The following is a 24,894-nucleotide window of genomic DNA, read 5'->3' on the forward strand; positions in this document are numbered from 1 at the left end:
GACCTGCTGAGAGGGGCCGTCGGACGGGGGAGGGTTGTGGGGAGGGGCGGTGTCCTACGAATTCCTATGCCTGATTCCGCATATCCAGTTGGTTATGCCTCATTCAGCATGTCTTGCATTTATGCTTCTTGACGCATATTCTGGTTTCATGCTTGATTTGGCATGCAATATCCCTTCCTCGAACCATGCAGATGAAGGTCAGCCATGAACTTCCGTCTACAGACTCCCCGGCAGCTGGGTCCCCATCTGAGAGCGCTCCGTCGGCGCCAAGGACTGAGCCAGGCGGAACTGGGCCAGCGGATCGGCGTGAGCCAGAGCCGCCTGGCTCGCATCGAAGGCGATCCTTCCAGTGTCAGCTTTGACCAGTTGTTGGATCTGCTCCACGCGCTCGGCACGCAATTGGTGCTCGAAACCGATGATCGAAGGCTCGCCGGCGACAGCGCGCCCGCGGCGCCGTCCGCCTTGGATGAGCCCTGGTGAGGCGATCACGGAAGGAACGGGATGACGGCTCTGCACTTGTGGATGAACGGCCAGGCAGTGGGTGTCTGGAATGTCCATCCGCGTACCGGTTTTTCGACGCTGCGCTATGAACGCTCCTGGCAGGACTCGCCGCAAGCCCGCGCGCTGTCGCTCTCGTTGCCGTTTGATGCCGACCTCCGTTCCGAGGTCATCAACAACTACTTCGAGAACCTCCTGCCGGACAGCCATTACATCCGTCGTCGCATCCGCGAGCGTTTCACGACCGGCTCCGACAGCGCCTTCGATCTGCTCAAGGCCATCGGTCGCGATTGCGTTGGAGCCTTGCAGATCCTCCCTCCGGAAGAATCGCCGGAAGGTTGGGATCGCGTCGTAGCGGATCCGTTGGAGGAAACGGACGTCGCTCGCATCCTGGCGGGCGTGACCTCGCCGAGCGCGCTGGGCCATCGCGAAGAAGACGACTTCCGTGTGTCGATCGCGGGAGCGCAGGAGAAGACGGCGTTGCTTCGCATCGACGGACGTTGGCATCGGCCTGGCGGCGCCACGCCGACGACGCACATCCTGAAGCTGCCGCTCGGGCTCGTCGGCAACATGCAAGCCGACATGACCGAGTCGGTTGAGAACGAATGGCTCTGTGCGCAGATCCTTCGCGCGCTCGGCTTGCCGGTGGCGACCACGGAAATCGGCCTGTTCGCGGGGATGAAGGCGCTGGTGGTCGAACGCTTCGATCGCCTCTGGCAAGGCGACGCGCAGCCTCGGATCCTGAGGCTGCCTCAGGAGGATTTCTGCCAGGCGATGGGGATGCCTCCTGAGCTCAAGTACCAAGCGGACGGCGGCCCCTCCATGTTGGCTTGTCTGCAGCAGCTGCGTACCAGCGAGCGTCTGGAAGACCTGGCGACATTCGCGCTCGCGCAGTTCTCGTTCTGGCTGCTCGCCGCCACGGACGGGCACGCCAAGAACTTCTCCATTCAGCATCTACGGGCCGGCCGTTTCGCGATGACGCCGCTGTACGACGTGTTGTCCGTATGGCCGGTCATCGGCCGTGGCGCGAATCACATCGACTACGGCCGCGCGAAGCTGGCCATGGGCATCAAGTCCCGGAACACGCATTACCGCCTAGGCGAAATCAAGGCGCGGCATTGGCGCCATCTCGCTTCATTGGCCGGAGGCAACGCCTGGCCCCGCATGGTCGGCTTGGCGCAACAAGTCTCGAAGACGCTCGACGAAGTCGAGCAGCAACTTCCTCCCGGCTTTCCAGAGTCCACTTGGCGTCCCATCGCCAGCGGTGCCCGCCGTCACGCGCAGCAGTTCCTCGAGGACGCAAGCTCCCTCAGCCCCTCCGGCTTGGCCTGAACCGATCCAGCCGCGGGCCGCTGGACCACGCGCCTTCCCCCCTCAAACACGGGGGCTGGTGTTCCCCACCCCCGGGCTTCCCCGCAACCTGCTTGTCACGAAGCGACCCTACGCTCCGGCCGTTGCGCGTTGTCAAGCGCATGCATTCACAGATTTGCTGACAAAGTTTTGCCGTAAACGTTTGCGCAAACATTTGTTTTAACTATTGACAGTCCGAGGGTCCATGAAATTCAAATCCATCCTGCTCGCGGCCGGCGTCCTCCTGACGTCCGCCGCCTATGCCGACACGGTCGCGCTGTGGAGCTACAACCCCGACCGCAATGGCGCCTTCTCCACCAAGCCGACCTACACCGACCATGGCGGCGCCAGCTTCAACACGCTGGGCAACGTGACGACCACCTTCGCGGGCCAGTCCGGGTCTTCTGACACCACCGCCAACAGCCAGGCGCTGAACACCACCGGCTACGCCGCCCAGGGCACCGGCAACAAGACCACCGGCGTGCAGTTCTCGGTCGACACCACCGGCTTCGACCACATCGTGCTGAGCTTCGACCAGCGCAACAGCGCCACGGCGTCGGCCTGGACCTCGCTGCTCTACACGATCGACGGCGAGAACTGGCTCGAGGCCACCACCTTCCGCATGGTCCGCGACAGCACCTTCGTGAAGGGCCTGGGCTTCGACTTCACCGACATCCTGGGCGTGGCCGACAACGCCAACTTCGCAATCCAGCTGGTCAGCATGTTCGCCCCGAACACCACCAGCTACGCCGGCACCGGCAACAACTACGGCACCGGCGGCACCATCCGCTACGACATGGTCCAGTTCGCCGGCTCGTTGATCCCCGACGTCGACGTGCCGCAAGTGCCCGAACCCGCCTCGATCGCGCTGGCCCTGGCCGCCCTGGGCGTCATGGGCGTGACGATCCGCCGCCGCAAGCAAGCCTGAGCAAGCCCGAGGAGCCCCCATGAACTTCCGCACCCTGTTCCCCCTGTCCGGACGCGCCGTGCTGCGCGTCACCACGCTGAGCGCCATGGCCGTCGTGCTGACCGCCTGCGGCGGCGGCCTGAACGGCGGCGACAAACCGCAGGCCCAGTCGCAGGCCGCGTCGCCCGACGACCGCGCCGCCGCGCTGAGCGCCGATCCGTCGGCCAAGTACCCGGACCACCATGAGTTCGACGCCGCGCTCGATGTGCCGTTCAACGGCGCCGAGACCACCGGCGCGCGCGACTTCACCGTGCACCTGGACTATGTCGGCGCGCCCGCCGGCACGCTGCTGGCCTACCGCGTCGAGCTGCGCTCGCCCAGCGGCGCGCTGGTCAAGCGCTGGACCGGCGTCGAGCAGTACGCCGGCGACGTGAAGACCGTGCCGCTGAAGTGGGCCGGCCGCGGCGACGCGGGCCTGACCGACGGCGTCTACACCGCGACGCTGACGGCACTGAGCGCCAAGGCCGGCACCGTGCTGAAGAGCTCGGGCACCGACGCGCAGTTTGCCGAGATCCTGGCCGCGCAGCAGGCCGGCGAGGCGCAGGGCCACGAGGTCGAGCAGAGCTGGAACTTCGCCATCGGCAAGCCGGCGAAGATCGCGATGGGCACGCTGCGTCCGCTGGCCAGCGGCGCGTCGGGCGAAGCCAACCAGCGCGTGCGCGCGCAGTCGGCGGCGGTGGGCGCGGGCTCCTGGCCCTACACCATCTACTACGGCAGCTTCCACGGCCAGACCAACGACTCCGACGGCGGCGGCGCGATCGGCAGCTGCAGCTCCTCGCAGCCAGCCCAGACCGGCGCCTACGGTCCCGACGCCGCCTTCCCGTACGCGAAGAGCGCCGGCCTGGACATCTTCGCCAACACCGACCACAACCACTATTTCGACGGCTCCTCGAGCACCAACACCAGCGGCAGCGCGACGGCGGCCAAGGCGCGCTACCAGCGCGGCCTGCAGATCGCGTCGGACTACACCGCCGCCAATCCCGGCTTCCTGGCCGTGTACGGCATGGAGTGGGGCGTCATCAGCAACGGCGGCCACCTGAACATCTTCAACAGCAACGAGCTGTTCTCGTGGGAGTACAACGCGCAGAACGAGCTCTTCGGCGATCGCTACATCGCCAAGAGCGACTACGCGACGCTCTACTCGGTGATGCGCGCGCAGGGGCTGATCGGCCAGTTCAACCATCCGGACTCGAGCGGCCAGTTCATCATCAACGGCGCCGACATGGCCTACAGCGCCGATGGCGACGAGGTGATGGTGATGTCCGAGGTGATGAACACCTCGGCCTTCTCGTCCAACACGACCGAGAGCGAGACCTCGCGCAGCTCCTATGAGGGCGCGTGGAAGAAGCTGCTGGAGCGCGGCTTCCATGTGGCGCCGGCGACCAACCAGGACAACCACTGCGCCAACTGGGGCAAGTCCTACACGAACCGCACCGCGGTGCTGATCCCGACGGGCACGCCGCTGAGCAAGGCCGCGCTGATCGATGCGCTCAAGGCGCGCCGCGTGTTCGCGACGATGGACAAGGAGTCGCAGCTGATCTTCAGCGCCAACGGCAAGCTGATGGGCGAGCGCTTCGACAACGCGGGCGCGCTGTCGATGAACGTCGGGTTCTACAACCCGAGTGGCCGCACCGTCGTGACGACGGAGATCTGGGAAGGCGTGCCCGGCCGCAACGGCACCGTGACGCTGCTGGGCAGCAGCCCGACGGCCACGATCACGCCGGCGAACGGCAAGCACTTCTACTACGCCAAGGTGACGCAGGACGACGGCAAGGTGCTGTGGTCGGCCCCGATCTGGGTGAACCAGGGCGCGAGCGGCGGCGACACCACGCCGCCGTCGGTGACGGCCTCGGTGAGCGGCACCAGCACGCTGACCTTCTCGGCCACCGCCAGCGACAACGTCGGCGTGACGCAGGTCGAGTTCTGGCTGGACGGCGCGCTGCGCGAGGTCGACACGACAGCGCCGTACGCGATCACCGTCAACCCGACGCAGCTCGCCAACGGCACGCACAGCCTGGCGGCCAAGGCCTACGACGCGGCCGGCAACACGACGACGTCGGCGCCGGTGAGCTTCACCGTCAACAACGTGGTCGACGCCGCGGACGAGGTCGAGCCCAACAACACGATCTCCAGCGCCAACGCGGTGGGCAGCCGCAACCAGCTCACGGGCTTCATCGGCAGCGAGACCGACGTCGACTTCTTCAAGGTCACGCTGGCCGCGAACCAGCGCCTGCGCGTCGACATGACGGGCCCGACCTCGTCGAGCATCGACTACGACCTGTACGTGGTGAAGTCGACCGGCACCGGCCTGGCGCGCTCGGAAGCGGTGGGCAGCACGGAATCGCTGACCTACCAGAACGGCGCGACGGCGCAGACGGTCTACATCAAGGTGATGTCGTACACGGGATCGAGCACGACCTCGCCCTACAAGCTGACCATCAGCTATCCCTGATGACGGAACGGGACCGCCGGCGCAGCCCGGCGGTCGATGAGGAGGAGCGGCGGCCCCGGCGACGGGGCCGCCTTTTTTTGTCCTGGCTCAGCCGAGACAGCGGGAGAGGCGCCGGATCGCGTCGTCCATCTGTGCGGCCTCGATGCGGCCGTAGCCGAAGAGCAGGGCATCGTCGCGCGGCGCGACATCACGCGGCGCGAGGGCGTAGCGCGCGAGCGTCTCGACGCGCACGCCGCGTTCGATGGCGCGCAGGGCGATCTGCCGCGACGAGGCGGCGCGTCCGGTCAGCCGGATCGCCATGTGCAGCCCGGCCTCGCAGGGCAGCACCTCGGCCGCCGCGCCGAGATGCCGGCCGACCGCGTCGATCAGCGCCTCGCGCCGGCCGCGATAGATCGCCTGCATCCGCCGCGCATGCCGCAGCAGATGGCCCTCCTCGATGAAGGCGGCGACGGCCTCCTGGGTCAGCGTGCACGAGTGCCAGTCCGCTGCCTGCTTCGCCGCCGCGAGTGCCGCCAGCGCCCAGCGCGGCGCGACGATGTAGCCGAGCCGCAGCGCGGGATAGAGACTCTTCGAGAACGTCCCGACGTAGAAGACACGGCCCTCGCGGTCCAGCGTCTTCAGCGCATCCAGCGGCCGGCGTCCGAAGCGGAACTCGCTGTCGTAGTCGTCCTCGATGACGACGGCGGGCGTGTCCTGCGTCAGGCGCATCAACTGCCGGCGGCGCCCGGCGGACAGCGTAACGCCGCGTGGAAACTGATGCGAGGGCGTGACGCAGACGATGTGGCTGCCCGCGGGAATGGCGTCGACGACAAGCCCTTCATCGTCGACCGCGACCGGCGCGAGCCGCGCGCCCGCGCCGATGAATGCTGAACGCAGCGGCGGGTAGCCGGGATCCTCGATGGCCACGGCCGTCTGGCCCGGCGCCACCAGCACGCGCGCCAGCAGGTCGAACGCCTGCTGCGCGCCCTGCGTGACGATCACGTCCTGCGGCGAGCAGGCCACGGCGCGCGTGGCCGAGACATGCGCGGCGATGGCGGCGCGCATGCGCGGCAAGCCCTGCGGCGCGCCGTACTCGGCGGCCGAGCGCTCCGCATCGCGCAGCGCGCGCCCGGTCAGGCGCCGCAAGACCGCGAAGGGCAGCGGCGCGATCGCAGGAACGCCCACGGTGAAGTCATGCGCGAGCGCGAGCGCCGGCGCGCTCGTGATCACCTTCGCCGATGCCGCCGCGGCGAACCATGCCGATTTCAACCATGGCCCCTTCGGCGGCGACGCTTCGCCAGCAGCCTCCGCCGCTCGCTTGCGCGCCTTGGGCAGCGCGCCGGCCACCGACGTCCCGCCCTTCCCGCGCGCGGCGACGTAGCCCTCGCTCGCGAGCAGGTCGTACAGCGCCATCGCCGTGTTGCGCGAGATCCCCAGCGCCTGCGCCAGCGCGCGCGTCGGCGGAAGCCTCACGCCCGAGGTGAGACGCCCGCTCACGATCGCCTCCCGCAACGCGCGGTGCAGTGCCTTCAGCAACTGGCCCGGCGCTGCCGCCGAGGCGTCAGCGAGCACGCCGATGACCGTGGATTCTGGCTCTGTCGATTTGCTCATTTATGGCGCTGTGATGGAGCCAAAGAATGAGCGATTCTCCACCACGGACTTCAAGGAACCGCCATGCCGAGATTCATCTGCCAGACCTGCGGAACGCAACACGCCGAGTCCGCGGAGCCGCCCGCGCTGTGCCGCATCTGCTCCGATGAACGCCAGTACGTCGGGTGGGGCGGGCAGCGGTGGACGACCCATGAAGCCCTTGCCGCCGCCCACCGGTTGCGCATCGAGCCCGACGGCGACCTGCTGGGCATCGGCATCACGCCCGCCTTCGGCATCCCGCAGCGCGCCCTTCATCTCCAGACCGGCGCCGGCAACATCCTCTGGGAATGCGTCAGCCTCATCACGCCCGACGCCGTCGAGACGCTGAAGGCACGCGGCGGCATCGACCTGATCGCGATCTCGCATCCCCACTTCTATTCGTCGATGGTCGAATGGAGCGAGGCCTTCGGCGGCGTGCCCATCTACCTCCACGAGGCCGACCGCGACTGGATCTCCCGCCCTGTGCCCCAGCTCCGCCTGTGGAGCGGCGATGAGCTGCGGCTGTCCGAGGACGTCACGCTCCATCGATGCCCCGGCCACTTCCCCGGCAGCACCGTGCTGCACTGGCGCAAGGGCCCCGGCGGCAAGCCGGTGCTGCTCGCCGGCGACGCGCTGCACGTGGTGCAGGACCGCCGCCATGTGACCTTCATGTACTCGGTGCCGAACTACATCCCGGCCGATCCGGCCGACGTGCGCCGCATCCAGGCTCGCCTGGACGGCCTGCCCTTCGAGGATGTCTACGGCTACACCTGGGGCCTGAACATCGCCGGCGGCGGACGAGCCGCCGTCGACGAGTCCTTCGATCGCTACTTCCGGGCGGTCGAGGGCAGGCGCGCCGCGGCCTGAGCCCCGGCCGTGGTGACGGCGGTGGCCGTGGCGGATTCCCATCCGCCGCCCAGCGCCAGGAAGAGCTGCACCTGCTCGTCGATGAGCGTGGCCTCGGACGCCGCCAGCGCCGCGTCGCTCGCGGCGAGCGCGCGTTCGGCATCGAGCGCGTCGAGGTAGCCGACCTTGCCGCCTTGATAGAGCCGCCGCGCCTGCCCGGCGACGAGGGCCGCCTCGTCGCGCGCGCCTTGCAGCGCCGCGCGCCGGTCCAGTTCGCGCGCGTACTGGTTGAGCGCCGTCTCGGTCTCGCGCAGCGCGTTGAGGACGACCCCGTCGAAACGCGCCGCCGCCTGGCGGGTGCCGGCCTCGGCCTGCGCGATGCGGGCGTCGGCGACGCCGGTGTTCGGCAGCGTCCAGGAGATCAGCGGCCCCAGGCTCCAGCTCAGGGTGTCGCTCTTTCCGAAACCGGCCAGCGTGCCCGCCGAGCCGGCGGACAGGCCCAGCGTGATCTTGGGATAGCGATCCGCGATGGCGACGCCGATGCGCGCGGTCGCGGCATGCAGTTCGCGCTCGGCCTGGCGGATGTCGGGACGGCGGCGCAGCAGCGCCGCGCCGTCGCCGACCGGGATGGCGCCGGCCACGCGCGGCGCGAGGTGGCATTCGGCCAGCTCGCGCGGAAAGTCGGCCGGCAGCTCGCCGGTGAGCGTCGCGAGCCGGTACAGCGCCGACTGCCGCTGCGCGAGCAGCGGCGGCAGCGCGGCCTGCAGCTGCTGGAGCTGGCTGCGGGCGCGCGCGGCATCGATCTCGCCGACGCGGCCGGCGCGCTGCAGCTTCTCGGTGACCTCGAGCGCCTCGCGCTGCAGGTCGACCGAGTGCGTCGCCGAATCGAGCCGCTGGCCTGTCGCGCAGGCTTCCGCGTAGGCGCGGGCCGTGCCGGCCGCGACGTTGACCTTGACCAAGTCCAGCGCCGCCGCGGCCGCCTCGGCGCTGGCTTGCGAGGACTCGATGGCGCGCCGGATCTGGCCGAAGAGATCGAGCTGGTACGAGAGGCCGACGCCCGCGCTGTAGCGGTAGGTGTCGGGCGGCACGTAGTCCTTCTTCAGCATCGAGAGGCCCGACGGATGGCCGAAGCTGGGGCCGCCGTTGACGCTGATCGCGGGCTTTCCGCCGCCGCGCGCCTCGGACTCGAGGGCCTGGACGCGCTCGAGGTTGGCCGCTGCCTGGCGCAGGTCGGTGTTGCGCGCGAGCGCCTGCTCGACCAGCGCATCGAGCTTCTCGTCCTGGAAGAGCCGCCACCAGTGCGGCGGCAGCGGCGCGCTGTCGAAAGGCGCGGGCCGCGCGCCGGCCACGTCGCCGGCTTGGGTGGCGTCGGCGGCGTTGGCGGCGCCGATGGCTTGTGCGGCGCGTTGCTGTTCCAGGAAGGGCGCCGCCGCGCCAGGCTTCATGACGACGGCATCCGCGGGGACCTGGTAGTCCGGCCCCTTCGGCGCGGTTGAGCACGCGGCGAGCGCCGCCGCGGCCAGGACCGCCAGCGCGTGCTTCATCGCGCGGCTCATGATTTCGCTCCGCCAAGAACCTGGACCGTCACCGTCTGGCCGGCCACGAGGCGCTCGCCTCGCGGCAGCGGATCGAGCTTGACCCGCACCGGCACGCGCTGCGGCAGCCGCACCCAGTTGAAGGTCGGATTGACGCTGGGCAGCAGGTTCGCGCTGGTGCTGCGGTCGCGGTCGGCGATGCCGGCGGAGAAGCTCTCGACGCGGCCCGTCAGCGCGCGGCTCGCGCCCATCGGCTTGACCTCGACGGCATCGCCGACGTGGATGCGCGCGAGCTTGGTCTCCTCGAAGTAGCCCTCGACGTAGAGCGAGTCCGCGTCGACCAGCGCCAGCACCGGATGCCCCGCGCTGGCATAGGCGCCCTGGCGCAGGTCGAAGTTGGTGATGGTGCCGGAGGAGGGCGCGCGGATCTCGGCGCGCGCGAGGTTGAGCCGCGCCGAGTCGACCGCGACTTCAGCCTGCGCGACGGCGGCGCGCGCCTGATCGGCGCGGCTGCGCGTCTGCTCGCGGGCTTCCTGGGAGACCAGGCTGCCCAGGCCGCTGTTGCGCTCGGCCTCGCGCAGCGACTGCGCCAGCGCGACCTTCTGCGCGGCGAGCTGCGCCTGCGCCTGGCGCAGCGCCAGCTCGTAGCGTGCGCGGTCGACCTCGAACAGCAGCGCGCCGGCGGCGACGCGCTGGTTGTCCTGGACCGGCACGGCGGTGACGAGGCCGGAGACGTCGGGCGCGATCTGCACGACGTTGGCGCGGACCCGGCCGTCTCGCGTCCAGGGTTGGAGCTCGTAGCGGTCCCAGAGCTGATGGGCCGCCCACAGGGCGCCGCCAGCCGCGGCCAGCGTGACGAGCATCGAGACGGCGCGGCGCAGGGGGAAGGAAGAGGCTTTCATGGCGTGGGGTCCGGCGGACCGGAGTCGTTCATTCGTTCATTCATTGATTCGGCGAGGCATGCGGGCAGGGGCGCCGTCACCCGGGGCCGTGCAGCACGCGCAGCGAGGCGCTGCTCAGGCCCCAGAGCAGCAGCAGGTAGAGCGCGAGATCGAAGAGCGCCGGATGCCAGATCCAGCGGTAGGCGCCGGTCCATGCGAGCAGCCGCCGCACGGCGGAGAGCGCGATCAGCGCCAGCGCCGCGAGCGGCATCAGCCAGGGCAGATAGAGCCCGAAGAAATCCACGGCGCCGGTCATGCCCGGTCCTCCTTGTCGTTGTCCTCGATGCCGGCGGTCAGCGCAGGCGCCGGCGCATCCGGGAACAGGTTGCGGCGCAGGCCCATCAGGGCGCCTGCCGCCGGATGAGCCTCGGCGGGCAGGTCCCCGGCGCCGGCATAGGCCGCGATCAGTCCCGCGAGCGCGCCGTCCAGGCGTTCCAGCAGCGATGCCGGCGGCGCATCGAGCGCATCGAGCGCATCGAGCGCGCCGGACCGGCCATCGATGCGGGCGCGCAGCCAGTCGCCGATCGCGGCCAGCAGCGGCGGCAGCGGCTGCCGCGCCAGGGCGGGCAGTTGGCCGCGCACGCCTTGCAGCGCGACCAGGTCCGCGCCGATGCGCAGGTCGCGCAGCGCGTCGTCGGTGGGCACGCCGGGCACCGAGCCGCCCGACTGCGCGACACGCGGCGCCAGCAGCGCGATGCGGTCGAGCATGCGCAGCAGGTAGGCCCGGCCGCGGCCCGCCGAGCGCGGCAGCCGGGCGAGCTCGTCAAGCTCGCGCCAGGTCGCGCGCTGGATGCGGCGGGCGCTCCAGTCGGCGCCCACCGACCGCATCAGCCGCGTGACGCGCGACGCGACGAAGATGCCGGCCAGTTGGCCCGCCATCGAGTTCAGGAAGCTGGTGAGGTCCGCCTGCGCGGTGTCGTGCATGACCAGCGCGCCCATGACGCCGAAGAGGAAGGGCAAGGCCGCGCCGACGGTCGCGGGCCGGCCGATGAAAGCGCCCAGGATGAGGAACACCGGCGCGCACACCGCCATCAGCGTCCACATGTCCTGGACCAGCGGCAGCAGCACCAGCACGTAGAGCGCGCCGAAGGGCATCGACCAGAGCGTCCAGGTGAGGAAGCCGTTGATGGCCGGCACCGGGTCGTCCATCGCCGCGAAGAAGCAGCAGAAGATCGCGGCCATCATCGCGGCCGCGGCGCCCATGGGCCAGCCGGTGAGGATCCAGAAGGCGCAGCACACGAGGATGGCGATCAGCGCCGCCGCGCCGGACCACAGCGCCATGCCCAGGTCCAGGTGCAGCTTCGGGCCGCCGGGCCGGGGCGCCGCCGGCGCGGTCATCGGCGCGCCGGAAAGGCCGCGGTCGATGTCGGCGCGCAGCCGCACGCAGTGCAGCCAGCCATCGAGCAGCTCGCCGAGCCGCACCGCCAGCGCGACGCGCAGCAGCCGCGCCCAGGGGTCGCCGGCCAGGCGGCCGCGCGCGTCCGCGCCGGTCAGCGCGTCGAGCCGTGCCCGCAGCGCGGGCAACCGCGCCTCGGCCTGATCGGCGGGCAGCGTCAGCCAGGGACCGAGGCGGTCGAGCAGCGCGCGCACGTCGTCCGGCACGCCGCCATGCGCCTCGAGCGCCCGCAGGCGATCCTCGACGCCGGCCAGCAGCGGCGTCAGCGCCGCCACGTGATCCTGCATCGCGTGGACCGCATCGGCGGTCCAGCGCAGGTGGCTGGTGTCGAAGGGGATGTGGGTCGAGAGCACCCGCAACTGGGAGATGTCGCTGGCGACACGGCGCCGGTCGGCGCCACCGTCGCGGCGCGCGGCGATGTCGCTCAGCCAGGCGCGGGTGTCGCCCAGCGTGCGATCCAGCAGCCCCAGCACCGAGCCCGCCAGGCTGTTGGGCAGCACCAGGCTGTGCACCAGCGTGGCCGACAGCACGCCCAGGCCGATCTCCTCGAGGCGGGCGACGGCGGTGTCGAAGATCGTCAGCGGCGTGTCCACCGCCGGAAAGCCGATCAGCGCCACGGTGTAGCCGGCCAGCATGAAGGCGTAGGCGCGCGGCGTGCGATCGCGCAGCGAGAGCACCAGGCAGCCCGCGACCCACAGCGCCAGCGCGAGGCTGAGCAGCTCCGGCGCGTTGGCCAGGCTCGGGACCATCAGCACCGCGGCCGCGCCGCCGACCAGCGTGCCGGCGACGCGGAACACGCCCTTGGAGCGCACCGCGCCGGCCATCGGATGGGCCACGATGTACGCGGTCATCAGCGCCCAGAACGGCCGCGGCTGGCCCGCCCAGCTCGCGAGGAAGACCGCCAGCATCGCCGCCGCGAAGGCCTTGAGCGAGAAGATCCATTCGGCGCGCGTGAAACCCGGCCGCAGGACGGCCGGCAGCTTCGGCAGCGCGGGCAGCCGGATCGCGGTGAAGGAGAGGGCGGGGAGCTTCATGGCCGTCGTGCCGCTGGGGGGCTCACTTGCGCCGCGGCGGCACGGCCGGCGTCGGCGCGCCGACGCGCTCCGCCAGCGTGGAGAAGACCCGCAGCGCGGCCTCGACATCCGCGTCCGCGATGCCTTCGTAGAGCTCGTTGCGCAGGTCGCGCAGCGTGACCTCGATCTGCTCGCAAGCCTGCGCGCCCACGGCCGTCAGATGCAGCGTCTTGGCGCGGCGGTCATCGGGATCCTCGTGGCGCTCGATGAAGCCGCCGGTGATCAACTGGTCCAGCGAGCGCGTCAGCGACGGCCCCTCGATGCCCAGCAGCGTCGCGAGCTCGCCCTGGCGCAGGCCGTCGCCCTGCCGGCCGATCATCACCAGCGGCCAGGCCAGCGCCTGCGACAGGCCCACGTGCGCCATCGCCAGGTTGGCGCGGGCGCGGTACGCCCGCTCCAGCACCGGCAGCATCATGCCGACCCTCATCAGGGCCGCTTCACGCGCGGTGCGCGTCAGCGAGCGGGCCGGCTTGTCCTTGGAGGAGTTCATGCCCGCGAGTTTAAATAGTTAGCTTGCTATCTATTTAAGTGGGGTTATTGCCGCGGACGCGGCTCGCCCATGGTCATCTCCAAGCCCCTCTCCGTGCCCATGACGCCGGAAAGCAGAACGGCCGGTCTGTCGACCGGCCGTTGCTTTTTCGCGTCGCGGGCTGTCAAGCCCGTGTCGCGGGTTCGGGCCTCAGGGTCAATCCTTGTCCTTCATCTGCAGCATGCGGTTGGTGCGCAGCGCCACCAGCGTGCAGACCGCGCCCGAGAGCAGGTAGGCCGAGACCGCCCACAGCCCGTAGTGCGCGGACAGGCCCAGCGCCACCAGCGGGGCGAAGGCCGCGCCGATGAGCCAGGCCAGGTCCGAGGTCAGCGCCGCGCCCGTGTAGCGGAAGTGGGGCAGGAAGTTGGACGTCACCGCGCCCGCGGCCTGGCCGTAGGACAGGCCCAGCAGCACGAAACCGACCAGGATGAAGATGTTCTGACCCATGCTGCCGCTGTCCAGCAGGATGGGCGCGAACAGGCTGAAGATGCCGATCGTGGTCGCCAGCGTGCCCAGCGTGCTGCGCCGGCCGATGCGGTCCGCCACCATGCCGGAGATCGGCATCGCCGCCGCCGCCAGCAGCGCGCCAATGACCTGCACCGTCAGGAACTGGGTGACGTTCTGGTCGCCATACAGCATCACCCACGACAGCGGGAACACCGTGACGATGTGGAAGAGGGCGTAGCTCGCCAGCGCCGCGAACGCGCCGATGAAGACATTGGCACCCTGCTGCGAGAACAGCTCGCCGGCGTCGCAGGGGTCGAGCTCATGCTCCTCCAGGTTCTTCTCGTACTCGTGGGTCACGACCAGGCGCAGCCGCGCGAACAGCGCCACCACGTTGATCGCGAAGGCCGCGAAGAACGGATAGCGCCAGCCCCAGCTCAGGAAGTCGATCGTCGCCAGGCTGCTCCACAGGTAGGCGTACAGCGCCGCCGCGATCAGGAAGCCGATCGGCGCGCCGAGCTGCCCCAGCATCGCGTACCAGCCGCGCCGGCCTTCCGGCGCGTTCAGCGCGAGCAGCGACGGCAGGCCGTCCCACGATCCGCCCAGGGCCAGGCCTTGCCCGATGCGGCAGGCGGCCAGCAGGGCGATGGCCGCACCGCCCCAGGTGTTGAATCCAGGCAACACCGCGATCGTGCAGGTCGAGATGCCCAGCAGGAACAGCGCCACCGTCAGCTTCACGCTGCGGCCGAAACGGCGCTGGATCTCCATGCCCACCATGGTCCCGATCGGCCGGACCACGAAGGCCAGCGCCAGCAGCGCGAAGGCGTACAGCGTGCCCTCCAGCCGCTCCATGTGCGGGAAGAAGATGGACGGGAACACCAGCACCGAGGCGATCCCGTAGACGAAGAAGTCGAAGTACTCGGAAGCCCGTCCGATCACGACGCCCACGGCGATGTCGCCCGGGGCGATGGCGTCCTGCTCCTCCTGTGTCGCCACCCCGCTGCCTCGCGGCAGCGGCTGGCCCACGGTGGAGAGGTGTTGCCCGGCTGTCGAAAGGGTGCTGCTGTTCATACGTCTCCTACCTGGGACAAAATGTCCAATAGTTGGTTTGAGTCAATCGGGCAAAATCTGCGCCCGGCGTGCAACGGTCGACAACTGTCGTTTTCCCCTTTATCGCTTTCCCTTCGGAGGAAACCCCCAGGTTTCGGACGGAGGGAGCCGCACGACCCAGTGCGGCCCAAGTGCGGCGAACAAGGGGGGTATCCGCGTGAACTACGCCTGCTGGTCTGCTGAAGTCCCATGTACCTCAAAGCTGCTCTGAAAACAAGTCTCGCCCGCCCACTCGCCCGTCTCGGGCTGCTGGCCCTGGCGCTGCCCCTGTCCGCCTGCAACATGGTCGTGATGAAGCCCTCGGGCGACATCGCGAACCAGCAGGCGCAACTCATCGTCGCCTCGACGCTGCTGATGCTGCTGATCATCGTCCCGGTGATCATCCTGACGCTCGTCTTCGCGTTCCGCTACCGCGCGTCCAACACCCAGGCGACCTACTCGCCGGAGTGGGACCACTCCACGCGCCTGGAACTGGTGATCTGGGGCGCGCCGCTGCTGATCATCATCGCGCTGGGCGCGATGACCTGGATCTCGACGCACAAGCTCGATCCGTTCCGCCCGCTGGAGCGCCTGGACGCGCAGCGCGCGATCCCCGCCGGCGTGGAGCCGCTGACCGTCGAGGTCGTGGCGCTGGACTGGAAGTGGCTGTTCATCTATCCCGAGCAGGGCATCGCCACCGTCAACGAGCTGGCCGCGCCGGTGGATCGCCCGATCCACTTCAAGATCAGCTCGTCGACCGTGATGAACGCGTTCTACGTGCCCGCGATGGCCGGCATGATCTACGCCATGCCCGGCATGCAGAGCCAGCTGCACGCGGTGATCAACAAGCCCGGCGTGTATGACGGCTTCTCGGCCAACTTCAGCGGCGACGGCTTCTCGCACATGCGCTTCAAGTTCCACGGTCTCTCCAACGACGAGTTCGCCGCCTGGGTCGAGCGCAACAAGGCCGATGGCGTCGCGCTGACCAAGGACCTGTACCTGGACCTGGAGAAGCCGTCCGAGCGCCAGCCGGTGCGCCGCTTCGCCAGCGTCGCCCCCGGCCTGTTCGACGCGGTCGTGAACCGCTGCGTCGACGGCTCCAAGATGTGCATGGGCCAGATGATGGCGATCGACGCCGCCGGCGGCGGCGGCAAGGGCGCCATCGACGGCCTGGCCAGCAAGCCCTGGAGCAATGAGCAGAGGCGCATCTTCGTCGCTTCGCTGTGCACGCCCGACAACGCGGGCCAGTACGCCTCGCAGTGGCAGGCCTCGGCCACCCGTAACTGACCCGCTGGACCCGGCGCCGCGCTGTGACCAGACGCGCCGGGCCCGCAAGCACCATCGAGATCCAAGATGATTGACGCTCAAAAGCTCATCTTCGGGCGGCTCAGCCTGGAGGCGCTTCCGCTCCACGAGCCGATCCTGATCGGCACCTTCGCCATGGTCGCCCTCGGCGGCCTCTTCGTCCTCGCGATGATGACGAAGTTCAAGCTCTGGGGCCCCTTCTGGCGCGACTGGGTGACCAGCATCGACCACAAGAAGATCGGCATCATGTACATCGTGCTGGGCCTGGTCATGCTGCTGCGCGGCTTCGCCGACGCGCTCATGATGCGCGCCCAGCAGGCGCTGGCCTTCGGCGACCAGCTCGGCTTCCTGCCGCCGCACCACTACGACCAGGTCTTCACCGCCCACGGCGTGATCATGATCTTCTTCGTGGCGATGCCGCTGATCACGGGCTTCATGAACTACGTCGTGCCGCTGCAGATCGGCGCCCGCGACGTGGCCTTCCCGTTCCTGAACAACTTCAGCTTCTGGATGACCACCGGCGGCGCCCTGCTGTGCATGGCCTCGCTGTTCGTCGGCGAATTCGCGCGCACCGGCTGGCTGGCGTATCCGCCGCTGTCGGGCCTGCTCGCGAGTCCGGGCGTGGGGGTGGACTACTACATCTGGTCGCTGCAGGTGGCCGGGGTGGGGACGACGCTCTCGGGCATCAACCTGATCGCCACCATCATCAAGATGCGCGCGCCGGGCATGACCATGATGAAGATGCCGGTCTTCACCTGGACCTCGCTGTGCTCGAACATCCTGATCGTGGCCTCGTTCCCGATCCTGACCGCGGCCCTGGCGCTGCTGTCGCTGGACCGTTACGCCGGCACCAACTTCTTCACGACGGACCTGGGCGGCAACGCCATGATGTACGTCAACCTGATCTGGATCTGGGGCCACCCCGAGGTCTACATCCTGGTGCTGCCGGCCTTCGGCATCTTCTCTGAAGTGGTCTCGACCTTCAGCCAGAAGAAGCTGTTCGGCTACGCCTCGATGGTCTACGCGACCGTCGTGATCACGATCCTGTCGTACCTGGTGTGGCTGCACCACTTCTTCACGATGGGCTCGGGCGCCAGCGTCAACTCGTTCTTCGGCATCACGACGATGATCATCTCGATCCCGACGGGCGCGAAGATCTTCAACTGGCTGTTCACGATGTACCGCGGCCGCATCCAGTTCGAGGTCCCGATGTACTGGACCGTGGGCTTCATGGTCACCTTCGTGATCGGCGGCATGACGGGCGTGCTGCTGGCGGTGCCGCCGGCCGATTTCGTGCTGCACAACTCGCTGTTCCTGATCGCGCACTTCCACAACGTGATCATCGGCGGCGTGCTGTTCGGCCTGCTGGCGGGCATCTCGTACTGGTTCCCGAAGGCCTTCGGCTACAAGCTCGATCCGTTCTGGGGCAAGTGCTCGTTCTGGTTCTGGCAGATCGGCTTCTTCGTCGCCTTCACGCCGCTGTACGTGCTGGGCCTGATGGGCGTGACCCGCCGCATGAGCCACTTCGACGATCCCTCGCTGCAGATCTGGTTCCAGATCGCCGCCCTGGGCGCGCTGCTGATCGCCGCCGGCATCGGCTCGTTCCTGATCCAGCTGGTGGTGTCCTTCCTCAAGCGCGACCAACTGCGCGACGTGACGGGCGACCCCTGGAACGGCCGCACGCTGGAGTGGTCGACCTCCTCGCCGCCGCCGCAGTACAACTTCGCGTTCACGCCGGTGGTGCATGACCACGACGCGTGGCACGACATGAAGACGCGCGGCCATCAGCGCCCGGTCGGCGGCTTCCAGGAGATCCACATGCCCAAGAACACCGGCGCGGGCGTGATCCTGGCGGGCCTGTCGACGCTGTTCGGCTTCGCGCTGATCTGGCACATGTGGCTGGTGGCCGGCGTCGCCTTCGCGGTGACGGTGATCGCGGCGATCGTCCACACCTTCAACTACAAGCGCGACTACTACATCCCCTCGGATGAAGTGACGCGCACGGAGGACGCCCGCACCAAGGTGCTGGCCGCCCAGGCCTGAATCCGCAGCGAGCGATATCCAACATGCAAGCAACGACCATGACGAACAACACCGGCGCGCCGGTGTTCTACGACAACGGCGATCACCATCCGCAGCACGGCACGCTCCTCGGGTTCTGGATCTACCTGATGAGCGACTGCCTGATCTTCGCGGTGCTGTTCGCGACGTATGCGGTGCTGGGCCGCAGCTACGCGGCCGGCCCGTCGGGCGCCGACCTCTTCGACCTGCCGCTGGTGGCGCTCAACACCGGCTTCCTGCTGCTGTCGTCCATCACCTATGGCTTCGCCATGATCAAGATGCTGGGCAACAGGAAGTCCGGCGTCCTGGGCTGGCTGGCGGTGACCGGCATCCTGGGCCTGTGCTTCCTGGCGGTGGAGCTCTATGAGTTCGCGCACCTGATCCACGAGGGCGCGGGCCCGCAGCGCAGCGCCTTCCTGTCCTCGTTCTTCACGCTGGTGGGCACGCACGGCCTGCACGTCACCTTCGGCACGATCTGGCTGGTGACGCTGATGGTGCAGGTGGCCAAGCTGGGCCTGACCAAGGAGAACAAGCGCCGCCTGATCTGCCTGTCGATGTTCTGGCACTTCCTGGACGTGATCTGGATCGGTGTCTTCACCTTCGTTTATCTGATGGGAGCGCTGCAGTGAGCGACCATGACCACAAGCATGACGACCACGGCCACGGCCATGGTCACGACGATCATGACGACGTCGGCTACCACGCCACCGTCAAGGGCTACCTGATCGGTTTCATCCTGTCGGTGATCCTGACGGCGATCCCGTTCTGGCTGGTGATGGGCAAGGTCATCGCCTCGCCGGCGACCACGGGCATCGTGCTGCTGGCCTTCGCGGCGGTGCAGATCGTGGTGCACATGATCTATTTCCTGCACATGAACTCGAAGGTCGAGGGCGGCTGGTCGATGCTGTCGCTGATCTTCACGATCGCCGTCGTGGTGATCATGCTGGCCGGCTCCATCTGGGTGATGTTCCACCTGAACAGCAACATGATGCCGGTCCACGACATGCGCAACATGCCCTGATGGACGAGGTTCATCCGGAACCGCCGCGGCCGCGCCGCAGCACCGCCTTCTGGGCGCTGCTGCTGGGCGCGGCCCTTTTGTTTGCGGCCTTCGCCGCGCTGGGTGCGTGGCAGCTGCAGCGGCTGAGCTGGAAGCAGGACCTGATCGCGCGCGTGGACAGGCGGCTTGCCGCCGAGCCGGTGCGCGCGCCCGGCGCGGACCGCTGGCAGGCGATCACGAAGGCCGATGACGAGTACCGCAAGGTCGTGCTCACCGGCAGCTTCGACCACTCGCGCGAGACGCTGGTGGGCGCGAGCACCGAGCTCGGCACCGGCTACTGGGTGCTGACGCCGCTGCGCACGGTGCGGGGCGACTGGGTGCTGGTGAACCGCGGCTTCGTGCCGCCGGAATTCAAGACGCGCGCGTCGCGGACGGCGTCGGAGACGCAGGGCGAGGACCGCGTGGTGGGGCTGCTGCGGCTGTCCGAGCCGGGTGGCAGCCTGCTGCGCCGCAACGTGCCGGAGCAGGACCGCTGGTACTCGCGCGACGTCGAGGCGATCGCGAAGGCGCGTCACGTGATCGAGGGGCCGGTGGCGCCGTACTTCGTCGACGCGGCCGCGGCGGACGATCAGACGCGCTGGCCGCGCGGCGGTCTGACGGTGGTGCGCTTCAACAACCATCACCTGCAGTACGCGCTGACCTGGTTCGCGATGGCCGCGATGACGGCGGGCATCGGCATCTGGCTGTGGCGCGTGGAGCACCGCAGGGCGCCGGGCCTGCCGGGCCTGCCGAGTTCGAGGGACTGAGGCCCGGACCATGCTGAGCCGTCCCGATCCCGACGACGACCACCCCGACGACAGCCGCTATCTGGATGGCGCTGGCGCGCTGGCGCGCGGCGACGCCTCGGGCGCGGGCCGGGCGCTCGAGGCGGGCCGCAACAACCTGCAGCAGCTGGTGCAACTGCGCTGGCTGGCGGCGGCGGGGCAGTTCGCGACGGTGCTGTCGGTGCACTTCGCGCTGCACATCCGGCTGCCGATGCCGGAGATGCTCACGCTGCTGGCGGTGCTGGTGCTGTTCAACGTGGCCTGCTGGCTGCGCACCCGCTGGGTGCCGAGCGTGCGCAATGCCGAGCTCTTCGCCGGGCTGATGGTCGACATCGCGGTGTTGAGCGGGCAGCTGTACTACAGCGGCGGCGTCACCAATCCCTTCATCTTCCTGTTCCTGCTGCAGATCGCGGTGGGCGCGGTGCTGCTGCCGTCGCGCTACATCTGGTTCACGGTGGCGGTAACGGGCGGCTGCTTCGTGGCGCTGACGCAATGGCACCTGCCGCTGCTGGTGCCGGACATGGAAGGGCTGTCGCTGCCGCCGCATTACATCGGCGGCCTGCTGATCTGCTTCGCGATCAATGCCGGGCTGCTGGTGATCTTCATCCAGCGCATCGGCCGCAATCTGCGCCAGCGCGACGCGCGGCTGGCCGACCTGCGCCAGCGCGCCGCCGAGGAGGAGCACATCGTCCGCATGGGCCTGCTGGCCTCGGGGGCGGCGCATGAGCTCGGCACGCCGCTGGCGACGCTGTCGGTGATCCTGGGCGACTGGTCGCGGATGGCGCCCTTCGCCGGCGATCCGGAGCTGCGCGAGGAGATCGAGGAGATGCAGGTCCAGCTGCGGCGCTGCAAGGCGATCGTGAGCGGGATCCTGATGTCGGCGGGCGAGCTGCGCGGCGAGTCGCCGGTGGTGACGACGCTGCATGGCTTCCTCGACGATCTGGTGCAGCACTGGCTGACGACGCGGCCGCATCACGGGCTCGAGTACCGGCCCGATCCGCAGTTGCCGCGCCTGCGCATCGTGTCGGACGTCGGGCTCAAGCAGATGATCGACAACGTGCTGGACAACGCCTTGGAGGCGGCCCCCGGCCAGCCGGTGACGCTGCGCGCGCTGACGCAGGATGGCCAGCTGGTGCTGCGCGTCGCGGACCGCGGCGCGGGCTTCCTGCCGGAGATGCTGGAGCGCTTCGGCAAGCCCTATCAATCGAGCAAGGGGCGGGCGGGCGGCGGGCTGGGGCTGTTCCTGGCGCTGAACGTGGTGCGCTCGCTGGGGGGGCGGCTGCAGGCGCGCAACCGCCTGGCGGAAGAGGGCGGTGGCGCGGAGGTGGAGATCCGCCTGCCGCTTTCCGCCCTGGCGCCGCAGGACCTGCCGGAGAATGCGGCCCATGGATGAGCTTTCGCCCACGGACACGGACCGGCTGCTGCTGATCGTCGAGGACGACGACGCGTTCGCGCGGACGCTGTCGCGCTCGTTCGAGCGCCGCGGCTACCAGGTGCTGCGCGCGACCAGCGTGGAACAGGTGCAGAAGCTGCTCGCCGAGCGCGGTCCGGAAGAGGCGCCGGAGTACGCGGTCGTCGACCTGAAGCTCGCCGGTGGCGGTTCCGGGCTGTCCTGCGTGCAGACGCTGCACGAGCACGACGCGGAGATGGTGATCGTGGTGCTGACCGGCTACGCGAGCATCGCGACGGCGGTGGAGGCGATCAAGCTGGGCGCGCGACACTATCTCGCCAAGCCCGCGAACACCGATGACATCGAGGCCGCCTTCGCGCGGGCGCAGGGGGATGCGGAGGTCGAGGTGACGGACCGGGCGACCACCTCGATCAAGACGCTGGAGTGGGAGCACATCCACGAGACGCTGGCGGCGACCGGGTTCAACATCTCGGAGACCGCGCGGCGGCTGGGCATGCACCGGCGCACGCTGGCGAGGAAGCTGGAGAAGCAGCGGGTGAAGTGAGAGAGCCGCGACGCCGCTCGTTTTGAGCGACGCCCAGCGGCCTTATCCTGATCGTGTCGTGGCAACCCGATACGGAAGGATGATCGATGAAACCCTCGCAGGCGCTCGCCTTGAAACGAGCGCTGATCGGCCCGATCGTGGCCCGCTATCCCACAACGAACCTGCGCGTCTTCGGATCCGTGCTCCATGGGCGGGATCGCGAGGACAGTGACCTGGACCTGCTCGTCGATGCCCTGCCGAGCGCCACCTTGATTGATCTCAGCGGTCTTCATCTGGAGCTTGAAGACCTGCTGGGAGTCCCCGTGCACCTGCTCACCCCAGGGGACCTCTCTCCGAGGTTCCGCGGCGAGGTGCTTGCTGAAGCGCGTCCGGTATGACGCGCGTGGGTCTGGTTGGCTACCTCGACCACATGCACGAGGCCGCGACTTTGGCACATGGCTACGTCGCGGAGATGACCGAGGCTCAGTTCCTGAGCGACAAGAAGACGCAGCAGGCGGTGATCTTCAACATCGTCGTGTTGGGAAGAAGCCGCGACGGTGCTGATGAAGGCGCATGGCGCCTTCGTCGCAGGGCACCCTCAGATTCCGTGGCGCAGCATCAAGGACATGCGCAATCGCATCGCGCATGTCTACTTCGACATCAATCTTGATGTCGTGTGGCGGACGGTGAAGATCTGGATTCCTGAACTCTTGGCGCAGCTGCCCGCAGTGCGGGCTGCGGCAATCGCAGCGGGTTGATGCGCGGATTTCCATGAGAAAGGGGCCGCGAGGGCCCCTTGTCGCTGATGCGCGGATGCTCAGTTCGTGCTCGTCGTCGCTGGCGCGCGCACCACGCGCGACTTGCCACCGGTGGTGACGACGATCACCGGCTCGCCGGCGATCCAGTTCTCGTTGCCTTGCGCCTGAACGATCGCGCGGCGTTCGCCGTTGCGCAGCTGCAGCAGGATCTCGACGGCCTGTTCCTTGGTCACGCCGCGTTCGACGGCGTTGCCCAGTGCCGCGCCCGCCACGGCGCCCAGCACGCCGACGACCAGGCCTTCACGGTGGCCGCCGACGCTGCCGCCGGCCACGCCACCCACCACGGCGCCAGTCACCGCGCCGGCGCCGCTCTGCGAGCCGTCCACCGTCACCGGTCGCACCGACAGCACGGTCGCGTCCTGCACCTGCGACATGCGCTGCGCATCGCCGCGCTGGATCACATCGGGGCTCGTCGTCGAGCACGCGGCGAGGGCGGCCACCATCGTGGCAATCAGCAGCTTCTTCATTTCATCTCTCCAGGTCGATGCCCGGCCAACGGATGGCTGTGACCTTCCGTTGACTGTGCAACAAGTCTTTACCCGCCCGTGACACGGACCCGCGCCGCCGAGCGGACGCATGGGCCGGACTGTACCGGAGCACGCTTTGACGCCCCTTAAGGCCGCCGAACGACTGCAACGGCAGCACGGTCAAGGCTGGCGCCGCGCGACGGCCGCGGCAGGGCGCTACGACGAGTACAGCCGCGACGACTTCGGCACGCTCGCCAGCAGGAACTCCATCTGGTCGGCCAGGATGCGCCGGCCGCGCAGGATCATGTCCTCGTGCAGGCTGGGCACGTAGGGCAGGTAGAGCAGCGACATGCGCGCCTCCTCCGGCGTGCGGTTGCCTTTGCGCCCATTGCACGCGCGGCAGGCGGTGATGCAGTTCATCCACGTGTCCTGCCCGCGGCGCGACACCGGCTGGATGTGCTCGCGCGTCAGCAGGTCGGGGTGGAAGCGGTGCCCGCAGTACGCGCACACATGCCGGTCGCGCGCGAAGAGCTTGAAGTTGGACAGCGCCGGCGCCTGGCGCCAGGCACGCGTCGGAATCGCGCCACGCACCGCGACGATCGGATGCAGCTCGATGCGCGATTGCAGCCCCGTCAGCCGCTGGAAGCCGCCGCGCAGGATGTGGAAGGGCTCGCCGAGCGTCCACGCCACCGCGTCGCTGGCATACAGCACCGCTGCTTCCTTCGTCGAGATCCAGGCCTGCGGTCGGCCCGAGATGTCCAGCTGCAGAACGTCCACGGTCGATGACCTCCAGCGACAGAGGGTAATCCAGTCGCAGGGGGCAACTCAAGTGCCAGCCGCGCACGGTGGCGCCGCCGAGACGAAATTCAGGCTGTTCGCCGACGATAGGCGCCGGATCGCCAAGGTTCAACCCGGCGTATCCCCATTCCAGGCTGGTCCTTTCGGGTCAGTCCGGGTGTCCCGGCCGCGTCATGCTCACGACGGCAGCTTGCCCAGCGCCCGCAGCTCCGCCAGCGCCACCAGTCCGCCGCCGGAAAGCGCGTCCTCCGGCAGCCGTGCGCGCCCGATCCGCACGTCCGGGGCCAGGACGTCGAGCCGCTCCCGCAGCGACGGCGCGTCCTCGCCATCCACCTGCACGACGCAGAGCCGGTCCGCCTCGCCCGGATGAATCCATCCGATGAGGTCGCCGCTGTCGATGCCGGCGATCAACTGCGCCGCCAGTGGCGGCAACGCGCTCGCATGGCCGGCCAGCACATGCACGACGACCTCGGCCCCATCGCGCATCGCGAGCTTCACCGTCTGGTCGAGCTGCGCGCGCAGCGCCGCCGCATCGAGCGGCTCCGGCGCCGGCACCTCCGGCTGGCCGGTCAGCTGCCGCAGCATCTCCTCGAGCTCCTCCGCCTTGTCGAAGAACCCGTTCGCGCCCGCCGCCAGGACCGCGGCGCGATACGCCTCGGTCTGATGCGACAGCACGTGCACCTGGCCGCCATAGCCCAGGCGGCGCAGCGTCTTCAGCACCGCGATGCCGGAGCCGCCCTGCGCCAGCGACAGGTCCAGCAGCACCGCCGACGGCTTCAGGTGATCGACCAGCGCGAGCGCGGTGGCCTCGTCCGCGGCCTCGCCGACGACGCGCAGTCCCGGCACCGCGTCGAGCCGCTGCAGCAGCTGGCGCCGGATGGTGAAGGAATCCTCGACGAGGACCACGGTCAAAGGTGTCGCATTCGCTTGCATCGTTCGGTCGCGTCCTCCTCGCCGCG

General features: G+C 69.1%; 24 protein-coding genes. 14 read left to right on the plus strand and 10 right to left on the minus strand.

Annotation, left to right across the window (positions count from 1 at the left end):
* The first annotated feature begins 204 nt into the window (after positions 1-204).
* The 4 genes from ACEN96_RS07220 to ACEN96_RS07235 all read left to right on the plus strand — a co-directional run bounded on the left by ACEN96_RS07220 (position 205) and on the right by ACEN96_RS07235 (position 5,267).
* A complete protein-coding gene (locus ACEN96_RS07220) occupies positions 205-480 on the plus strand; it encodes a helix-turn-helix domain-containing protein (RefSeq protein WP_495587359.1) in 276 nt (91 codons plus the stop codon).
* Between the two features lie 21 nt (positions 481-501).
* Positions 502-1,830: a type II toxin-antitoxin system HipA family toxin gene (locus ACEN96_RS07225; protein WP_495587360.1), complete on the plus strand. Its 1,329-nt coding sequence runs from the start codon at positions 502-504 to the stop codon at positions 1,828-1,830.
* 223 nt (positions 1,831-2,053) lie between these two features.
* Positions 2,054-2,776: a PEP-CTERM sorting domain-containing protein gene (locus ACEN96_RS07230; protein WP_495587361.1), complete on the plus strand. Its 723-nt coding sequence runs from the start codon at positions 2,054-2,056 to the stop codon at positions 2,774-2,776.
* Positions 2,777-2,795: 19 nt separating this feature from the next.
* Positions 2,796-5,267 (plus strand): CehA/McbA family metallohydrolase, encoded by a 2,472-nt coding sequence (locus ACEN96_RS07235; protein WP_495587362.1) that lies wholly within the window; start codon positions 2,796-2,798, stop codon positions 5,265-5,267.
* Positions 5,268-5,354: 87 nt separating this feature from the next.
* Here the strand turns inward: ACEN96_RS07235 and pdxR are convergent, their stop codons facing one another.
* Positions 5,355-6,857 carry a MocR-like pyridoxine biosynthesis transcription factor PdxR gene (gene pdxR / locus ACEN96_RS07240; protein ID WP_495587363.1) on the minus strand — a complete coding sequence of 501 codons (1,503 nt, stop codon included), beginning with the start codon at positions 6,855-6,857 and terminating at the stop codon, positions 5,355-5,357.
* A 63-nt stretch (positions 6,858-6,920) separates the two neighbouring features.
* On the opposite strand from pdxR, the gene ACEN96_RS07245 reads away from it, so the two are divergent.
* On the plus strand, positions 6,921-7,742 hold the full coding sequence (locus ACEN96_RS07245; RefSeq protein ID WP_495587364.1) for an MBL fold metallo-hydrolase: 822 nt from the start codon (positions 6,921-6,923) through the stop codon (positions 7,740-7,742).
* Here the strand turns inward: ACEN96_RS07245 and ACEN96_RS07250 are convergent.
* The 6 genes from ACEN96_RS07250 to ACEN96_RS07275 all read right to left on the minus strand — a co-directional run bounded on the left by ACEN96_RS07250 (position 7,703) and on the right by ACEN96_RS07275 (position 14,710).
* Positions 7,703-9,277 carry a TolC family protein gene (locus ACEN96_RS07250; RefSeq protein ID WP_495587365.1) on the minus strand — a complete coding sequence of 525 codons (1,575 nt, stop codon included), beginning with the start codon at positions 9,275-9,277 and terminating at the stop codon, positions 7,703-7,705. The genes ACEN96_RS07245 and ACEN96_RS07250 overlap by 40 nt on opposite strands.
* Positions 9,274-10,158 (minus strand): efflux RND transporter periplasmic adaptor subunit, encoded by an 885-nt coding sequence (locus ACEN96_RS07255; protein ID WP_495587366.1) that lies wholly within the window; start codon positions 10,156-10,158, stop codon positions 9,274-9,276. Before ACEN96_RS07255 ends, ACEN96_RS07250 begins: the two co-directional genes overlap by 4 nt.
* 76 nt (positions 10,159-10,234) lie before the next feature.
* A complete protein-coding gene (locus ACEN96_RS07260; protein ID WP_495587367.1) occupies positions 10,235-10,453 on the minus strand; it encodes a DUF1656 domain-containing protein in 219 nt (72 codons plus the stop codon).
* Positions 10,450-12,627 carry an FUSC family protein gene (locus ACEN96_RS07265; protein ID WP_495587368.1) on the minus strand — a complete coding sequence of 726 codons (2,178 nt, stop codon included), beginning with the start codon at positions 12,625-12,627 and terminating at the stop codon, positions 10,450-10,452. Before ACEN96_RS07265 ends, ACEN96_RS07260 begins: the two co-directional genes overlap by 4 nt.
* A gap of 22 nt (positions 12,628-12,649) precedes the next feature.
* A complete protein-coding gene (locus tag ACEN96_RS07270; RefSeq protein WP_495587369.1) occupies positions 12,650-13,156 on the minus strand; it encodes a MarR family winged helix-turn-helix transcriptional regulator in 507 nt (168 codons plus the stop codon).
* A 195-nt stretch (positions 13,157-13,351) separates the two neighbouring features.
* Positions 13,352-14,710, minus strand: coding sequence for an MFS transporter (locus ACEN96_RS07275; RefSeq protein ID WP_495587370.1), 1,359 nt, complete (start codon positions 14,708-14,710; stop codon positions 13,352-13,354).
* A gap of 228 nt (positions 14,711-14,938) precedes the next feature.
* Here ACEN96_RS07275 and cyoA point away from each other — a divergent pair, with 228 nt between their 5' ends.
* From cyoA to ACEN96_RS07320, 9 genes are all read left to right on the plus strand, one after another.
* On the plus strand, positions 14,939-16,015 hold the full coding sequence (cyoA, locus tag ACEN96_RS07280) for a ubiquinol oxidase subunit II (RefSeq protein WP_495587371.1): 1,077 nt from the start codon (positions 14,939-14,941) through the stop codon (positions 16,013-16,015).
* Positions 16,016-16,081: 66 nt separating this feature from the next.
* Complete coding sequence (gene cyoB / locus ACEN96_RS07285; RefSeq protein WP_495587372.1) at positions 16,082-18,076, plus strand: cytochrome o ubiquinol oxidase subunit I; 1,995 nt, start codon at positions 16,082-16,084, stop codon at positions 18,074-18,076.
* A 23-nt stretch (positions 18,077-18,099) separates the two neighbouring features.
* Positions 18,100-18,723: a cytochrome o ubiquinol oxidase subunit III gene (gene cyoC, locus ACEN96_RS07290; RefSeq protein WP_495587373.1), complete on the plus strand. Its 624-nt coding sequence runs from the start codon at positions 18,100-18,102 to the stop codon at positions 18,721-18,723.
* Complete coding sequence (gene cyoD / locus ACEN96_RS07295) at positions 18,720-19,115, plus strand: cytochrome o ubiquinol oxidase subunit IV (protein ID WP_495587374.1); 396 nt, start codon at positions 18,720-18,722, stop codon at positions 19,113-19,115. The genes cyoC and cyoD overlap by 4 nt, the downstream gene beginning before the upstream one ends.
* The gene (locus ACEN96_RS07300; RefSeq protein WP_495587375.1) at positions 19,115-19,900 is read left to right on the plus strand and encodes an SURF1 family protein; all 786 of its coding nucleotides are present in this window, start codon (positions 19,115-19,117) and stop codon (positions 19,898-19,900) included. Before cyoD ends, ACEN96_RS07300 begins: the two co-directional genes overlap by 1 nt.
* Before the next feature lie 10 nt (positions 19,901-19,910).
* Positions 19,911-21,311, plus strand: coding sequence for an ATP-binding protein (locus ACEN96_RS07305; RefSeq protein ID WP_495587376.1), 1,401 nt, complete (start codon positions 19,911-19,913; stop codon positions 21,309-21,311).
* Entirely contained in the window at positions 21,304-21,873 is a 570-nt protein-coding gene (locus tag ACEN96_RS07310; RefSeq protein ID WP_495587377.1) for a response regulator transcription factor, read from the plus strand. The genes ACEN96_RS07305 and ACEN96_RS07310 overlap by 8 nt, the downstream gene beginning before the upstream one ends.
* An 86-nt stretch (positions 21,874-21,959) precedes the next feature.
* Positions 21,960-22,250, plus strand: coding sequence for a nucleotidyltransferase family protein (locus ACEN96_RS07315; protein ID WP_495587378.1), 291 nt, complete (start codon positions 21,960-21,962; stop codon positions 22,248-22,250).
* A gap of 165 nt (positions 22,251-22,415) precedes the next feature.
* On the plus strand, positions 22,416-22,610 hold the full coding sequence (locus ACEN96_RS07320) for a HepT-like ribonuclease domain-containing protein (RefSeq protein WP_495588567.1): 195 nt from the start codon (positions 22,416-22,418) through the stop codon (positions 22,608-22,610).
* 59 nt (positions 22,611-22,669) lie between these two features.
* Here ACEN96_RS07320 and ACEN96_RS07325 read toward each other — a convergent pair whose 3' ends face one another.
* From ACEN96_RS07325 to ACEN96_RS07335, 3 genes are all read right to left on the minus strand, one after another.
* Entirely contained in the window at positions 22,670-23,137 is a 468-nt protein-coding gene (locus ACEN96_RS07325) for an outer membrane lipoprotein (protein WP_495587379.1), read from the minus strand.
* 216 nt (positions 23,138-23,353) lie between these two features.
* On the minus strand, positions 23,354-23,914 hold the full coding sequence (locus tag ACEN96_RS07330; protein WP_495587380.1) for an HNH endonuclease: 561 nt from the start codon (positions 23,912-23,914) through the stop codon (positions 23,354-23,356).
* 198 nt (positions 23,915-24,112) lie between these two features.
* Positions 24,113-24,841 (minus strand): response regulator, encoded by a 729-nt coding sequence (locus ACEN96_RS07335; RefSeq protein WP_495588568.1) that lies wholly within the window; start codon positions 24,839-24,841, stop codon positions 24,113-24,115.
* Between the last annotated feature and the right edge of the window lie 53 nt (positions 24,842-24,894).

This window comes from Roseateles sp. Mitsp63 (assembly GCF_059491535.1).

What these genes read in the sequence shown, in the direction of transcription:
- ACEN96_RS07255 (WP_495587366.1), bottom strand. Translation starts at nt 10,158, where the DNA reads ATGAAAGCCTCTTCCTTCCCCCTGCGCCGCGCCGTCTCGATGCTCGTC.
- ACEN96_RS07265 (WP_495587368.1), bottom strand. Translation starts at nt 12,627, where the DNA reads ATGAAGCTCCCCGCCCTCTCCTTCACCGCGATCCGGCTGCCCGCGCTG.
- ACEN96_RS07235 (WP_495587362.1), top strand. Translation starts at nt 2,796, where the DNA reads ATGAACTTCCGCACCCTGTTCCCCCTGTCCGGACGCGCCGTGCTGCGC.
- cyoA (WP_495587371.1), top strand. Translation starts at nt 14,939, where the DNA reads ATGTACCTCAAAGCTGCTCTGAAAACAAGTCTCGCCCGCCCACTCGCC.
- ACEN96_RS07315 (WP_495587378.1), top strand. Translation starts at nt 21,960, where the DNA reads ATGAAACCCTCGCAGGCGCTCGCCTTGAAACGAGCGCTGATCGGCCCG.
- ACEN96_RS07300 (WP_495587375.1), top strand. Translation starts at nt 19,115, where the DNA reads ATGGACGAGGTTCATCCGGAACCGCCGCGGCCGCGCCGCAGCACCGCC.
- cyoB (WP_495587372.1), top strand. Translation starts at nt 16,082, where the DNA reads ATGATTGACGCTCAAAAGCTCATCTTCGGGCGGCTCAGCCTGGAGGCG.
- ACEN96_RS07310 (WP_495587377.1), top strand. Translation starts at nt 21,304, where the DNA reads ATGGATGAGCTTTCGCCCACGGACACGGACCGGCTGCTGCTGATCGTC.
- ACEN96_RS07270 (WP_495587369.1), bottom strand. Translation starts at nt 13,156, where the DNA reads ATGAACTCCTCCAAGGACAAGCCGGCCCGCTCGCTGACGCGCACCGCG.
- ACEN96_RS07260 (WP_495587367.1), bottom strand. Translation starts at nt 10,453, where the DNA reads ATGACCGGCGCCGTGGATTTCTTCGGGCTCTATCTGCCCTGGCTGATG.
- pdxR (WP_495587363.1), bottom strand. Translation starts at nt 6,857, where the DNA reads ATGAGCAAATCGACAGAGCCAGAATCCACGGTCATCGGCGTGCTCGCT.
- ACEN96_RS07325 (WP_495587379.1), bottom strand. Translation starts at nt 23,137, where the DNA reads ATGAAGAAGCTGCTGATTGCCACGATGGTGGCCGCCCTCGCCGCGTGC.
- cyoC (WP_495587373.1), top strand. Translation starts at nt 18,100, where the DNA reads ATGCAAGCAACGACCATGACGAACAACACCGGCGCGCCGGTGTTCTAC.
- ACEN96_RS07230 (WP_495587361.1), top strand. Translation starts at nt 2,054, where the DNA reads ATGAAATTCAAATCCATCCTGCTCGCGGCCGGCGTCCTCCTGACGTCC.
- ACEN96_RS07225 (WP_495587360.1), top strand. Translation starts at nt 502, where the DNA reads ATGACGGCTCTGCACTTGTGGATGAACGGCCAGGCAGTGGGTGTCTGG.
- ACEN96_RS07250 (WP_495587365.1), bottom strand. Translation starts at nt 9,277, where the DNA reads ATGAGCCGCGCGATGAAGCACGCGCTGGCGGTCCTGGCCGCGGCGGCG.
- ACEN96_RS07305 (WP_495587376.1), top strand. Translation starts at nt 19,911, where the DNA reads ATGCTGAGCCGTCCCGATCCCGACGACGACCACCCCGACGACAGCCGC.
- ACEN96_RS07245 (WP_495587364.1), top strand. Translation starts at nt 6,921, where the DNA reads ATGCCGAGATTCATCTGCCAGACCTGCGGAACGCAACACGCCGAGTCC.
- ACEN96_RS07320 (WP_495588567.1), top strand. Translation starts at nt 22,416, where the DNA reads ATGAAGGCGCATGGCGCCTTCGTCGCAGGGCACCCTCAGATTCCGTGG.
- ACEN96_RS07275 (WP_495587370.1), bottom strand. Translation starts at nt 14,710, where the DNA reads ATGAACAGCAGCACCCTTTCGACAGCCGGGCAACACCTCTCCACCGTG.
- ACEN96_RS07220 (WP_495587359.1), top strand. Translation starts at nt 205, where the DNA reads ATGAACTTCCGTCTACAGACTCCCCGGCAGCTGGGTCCCCATCTGAGA.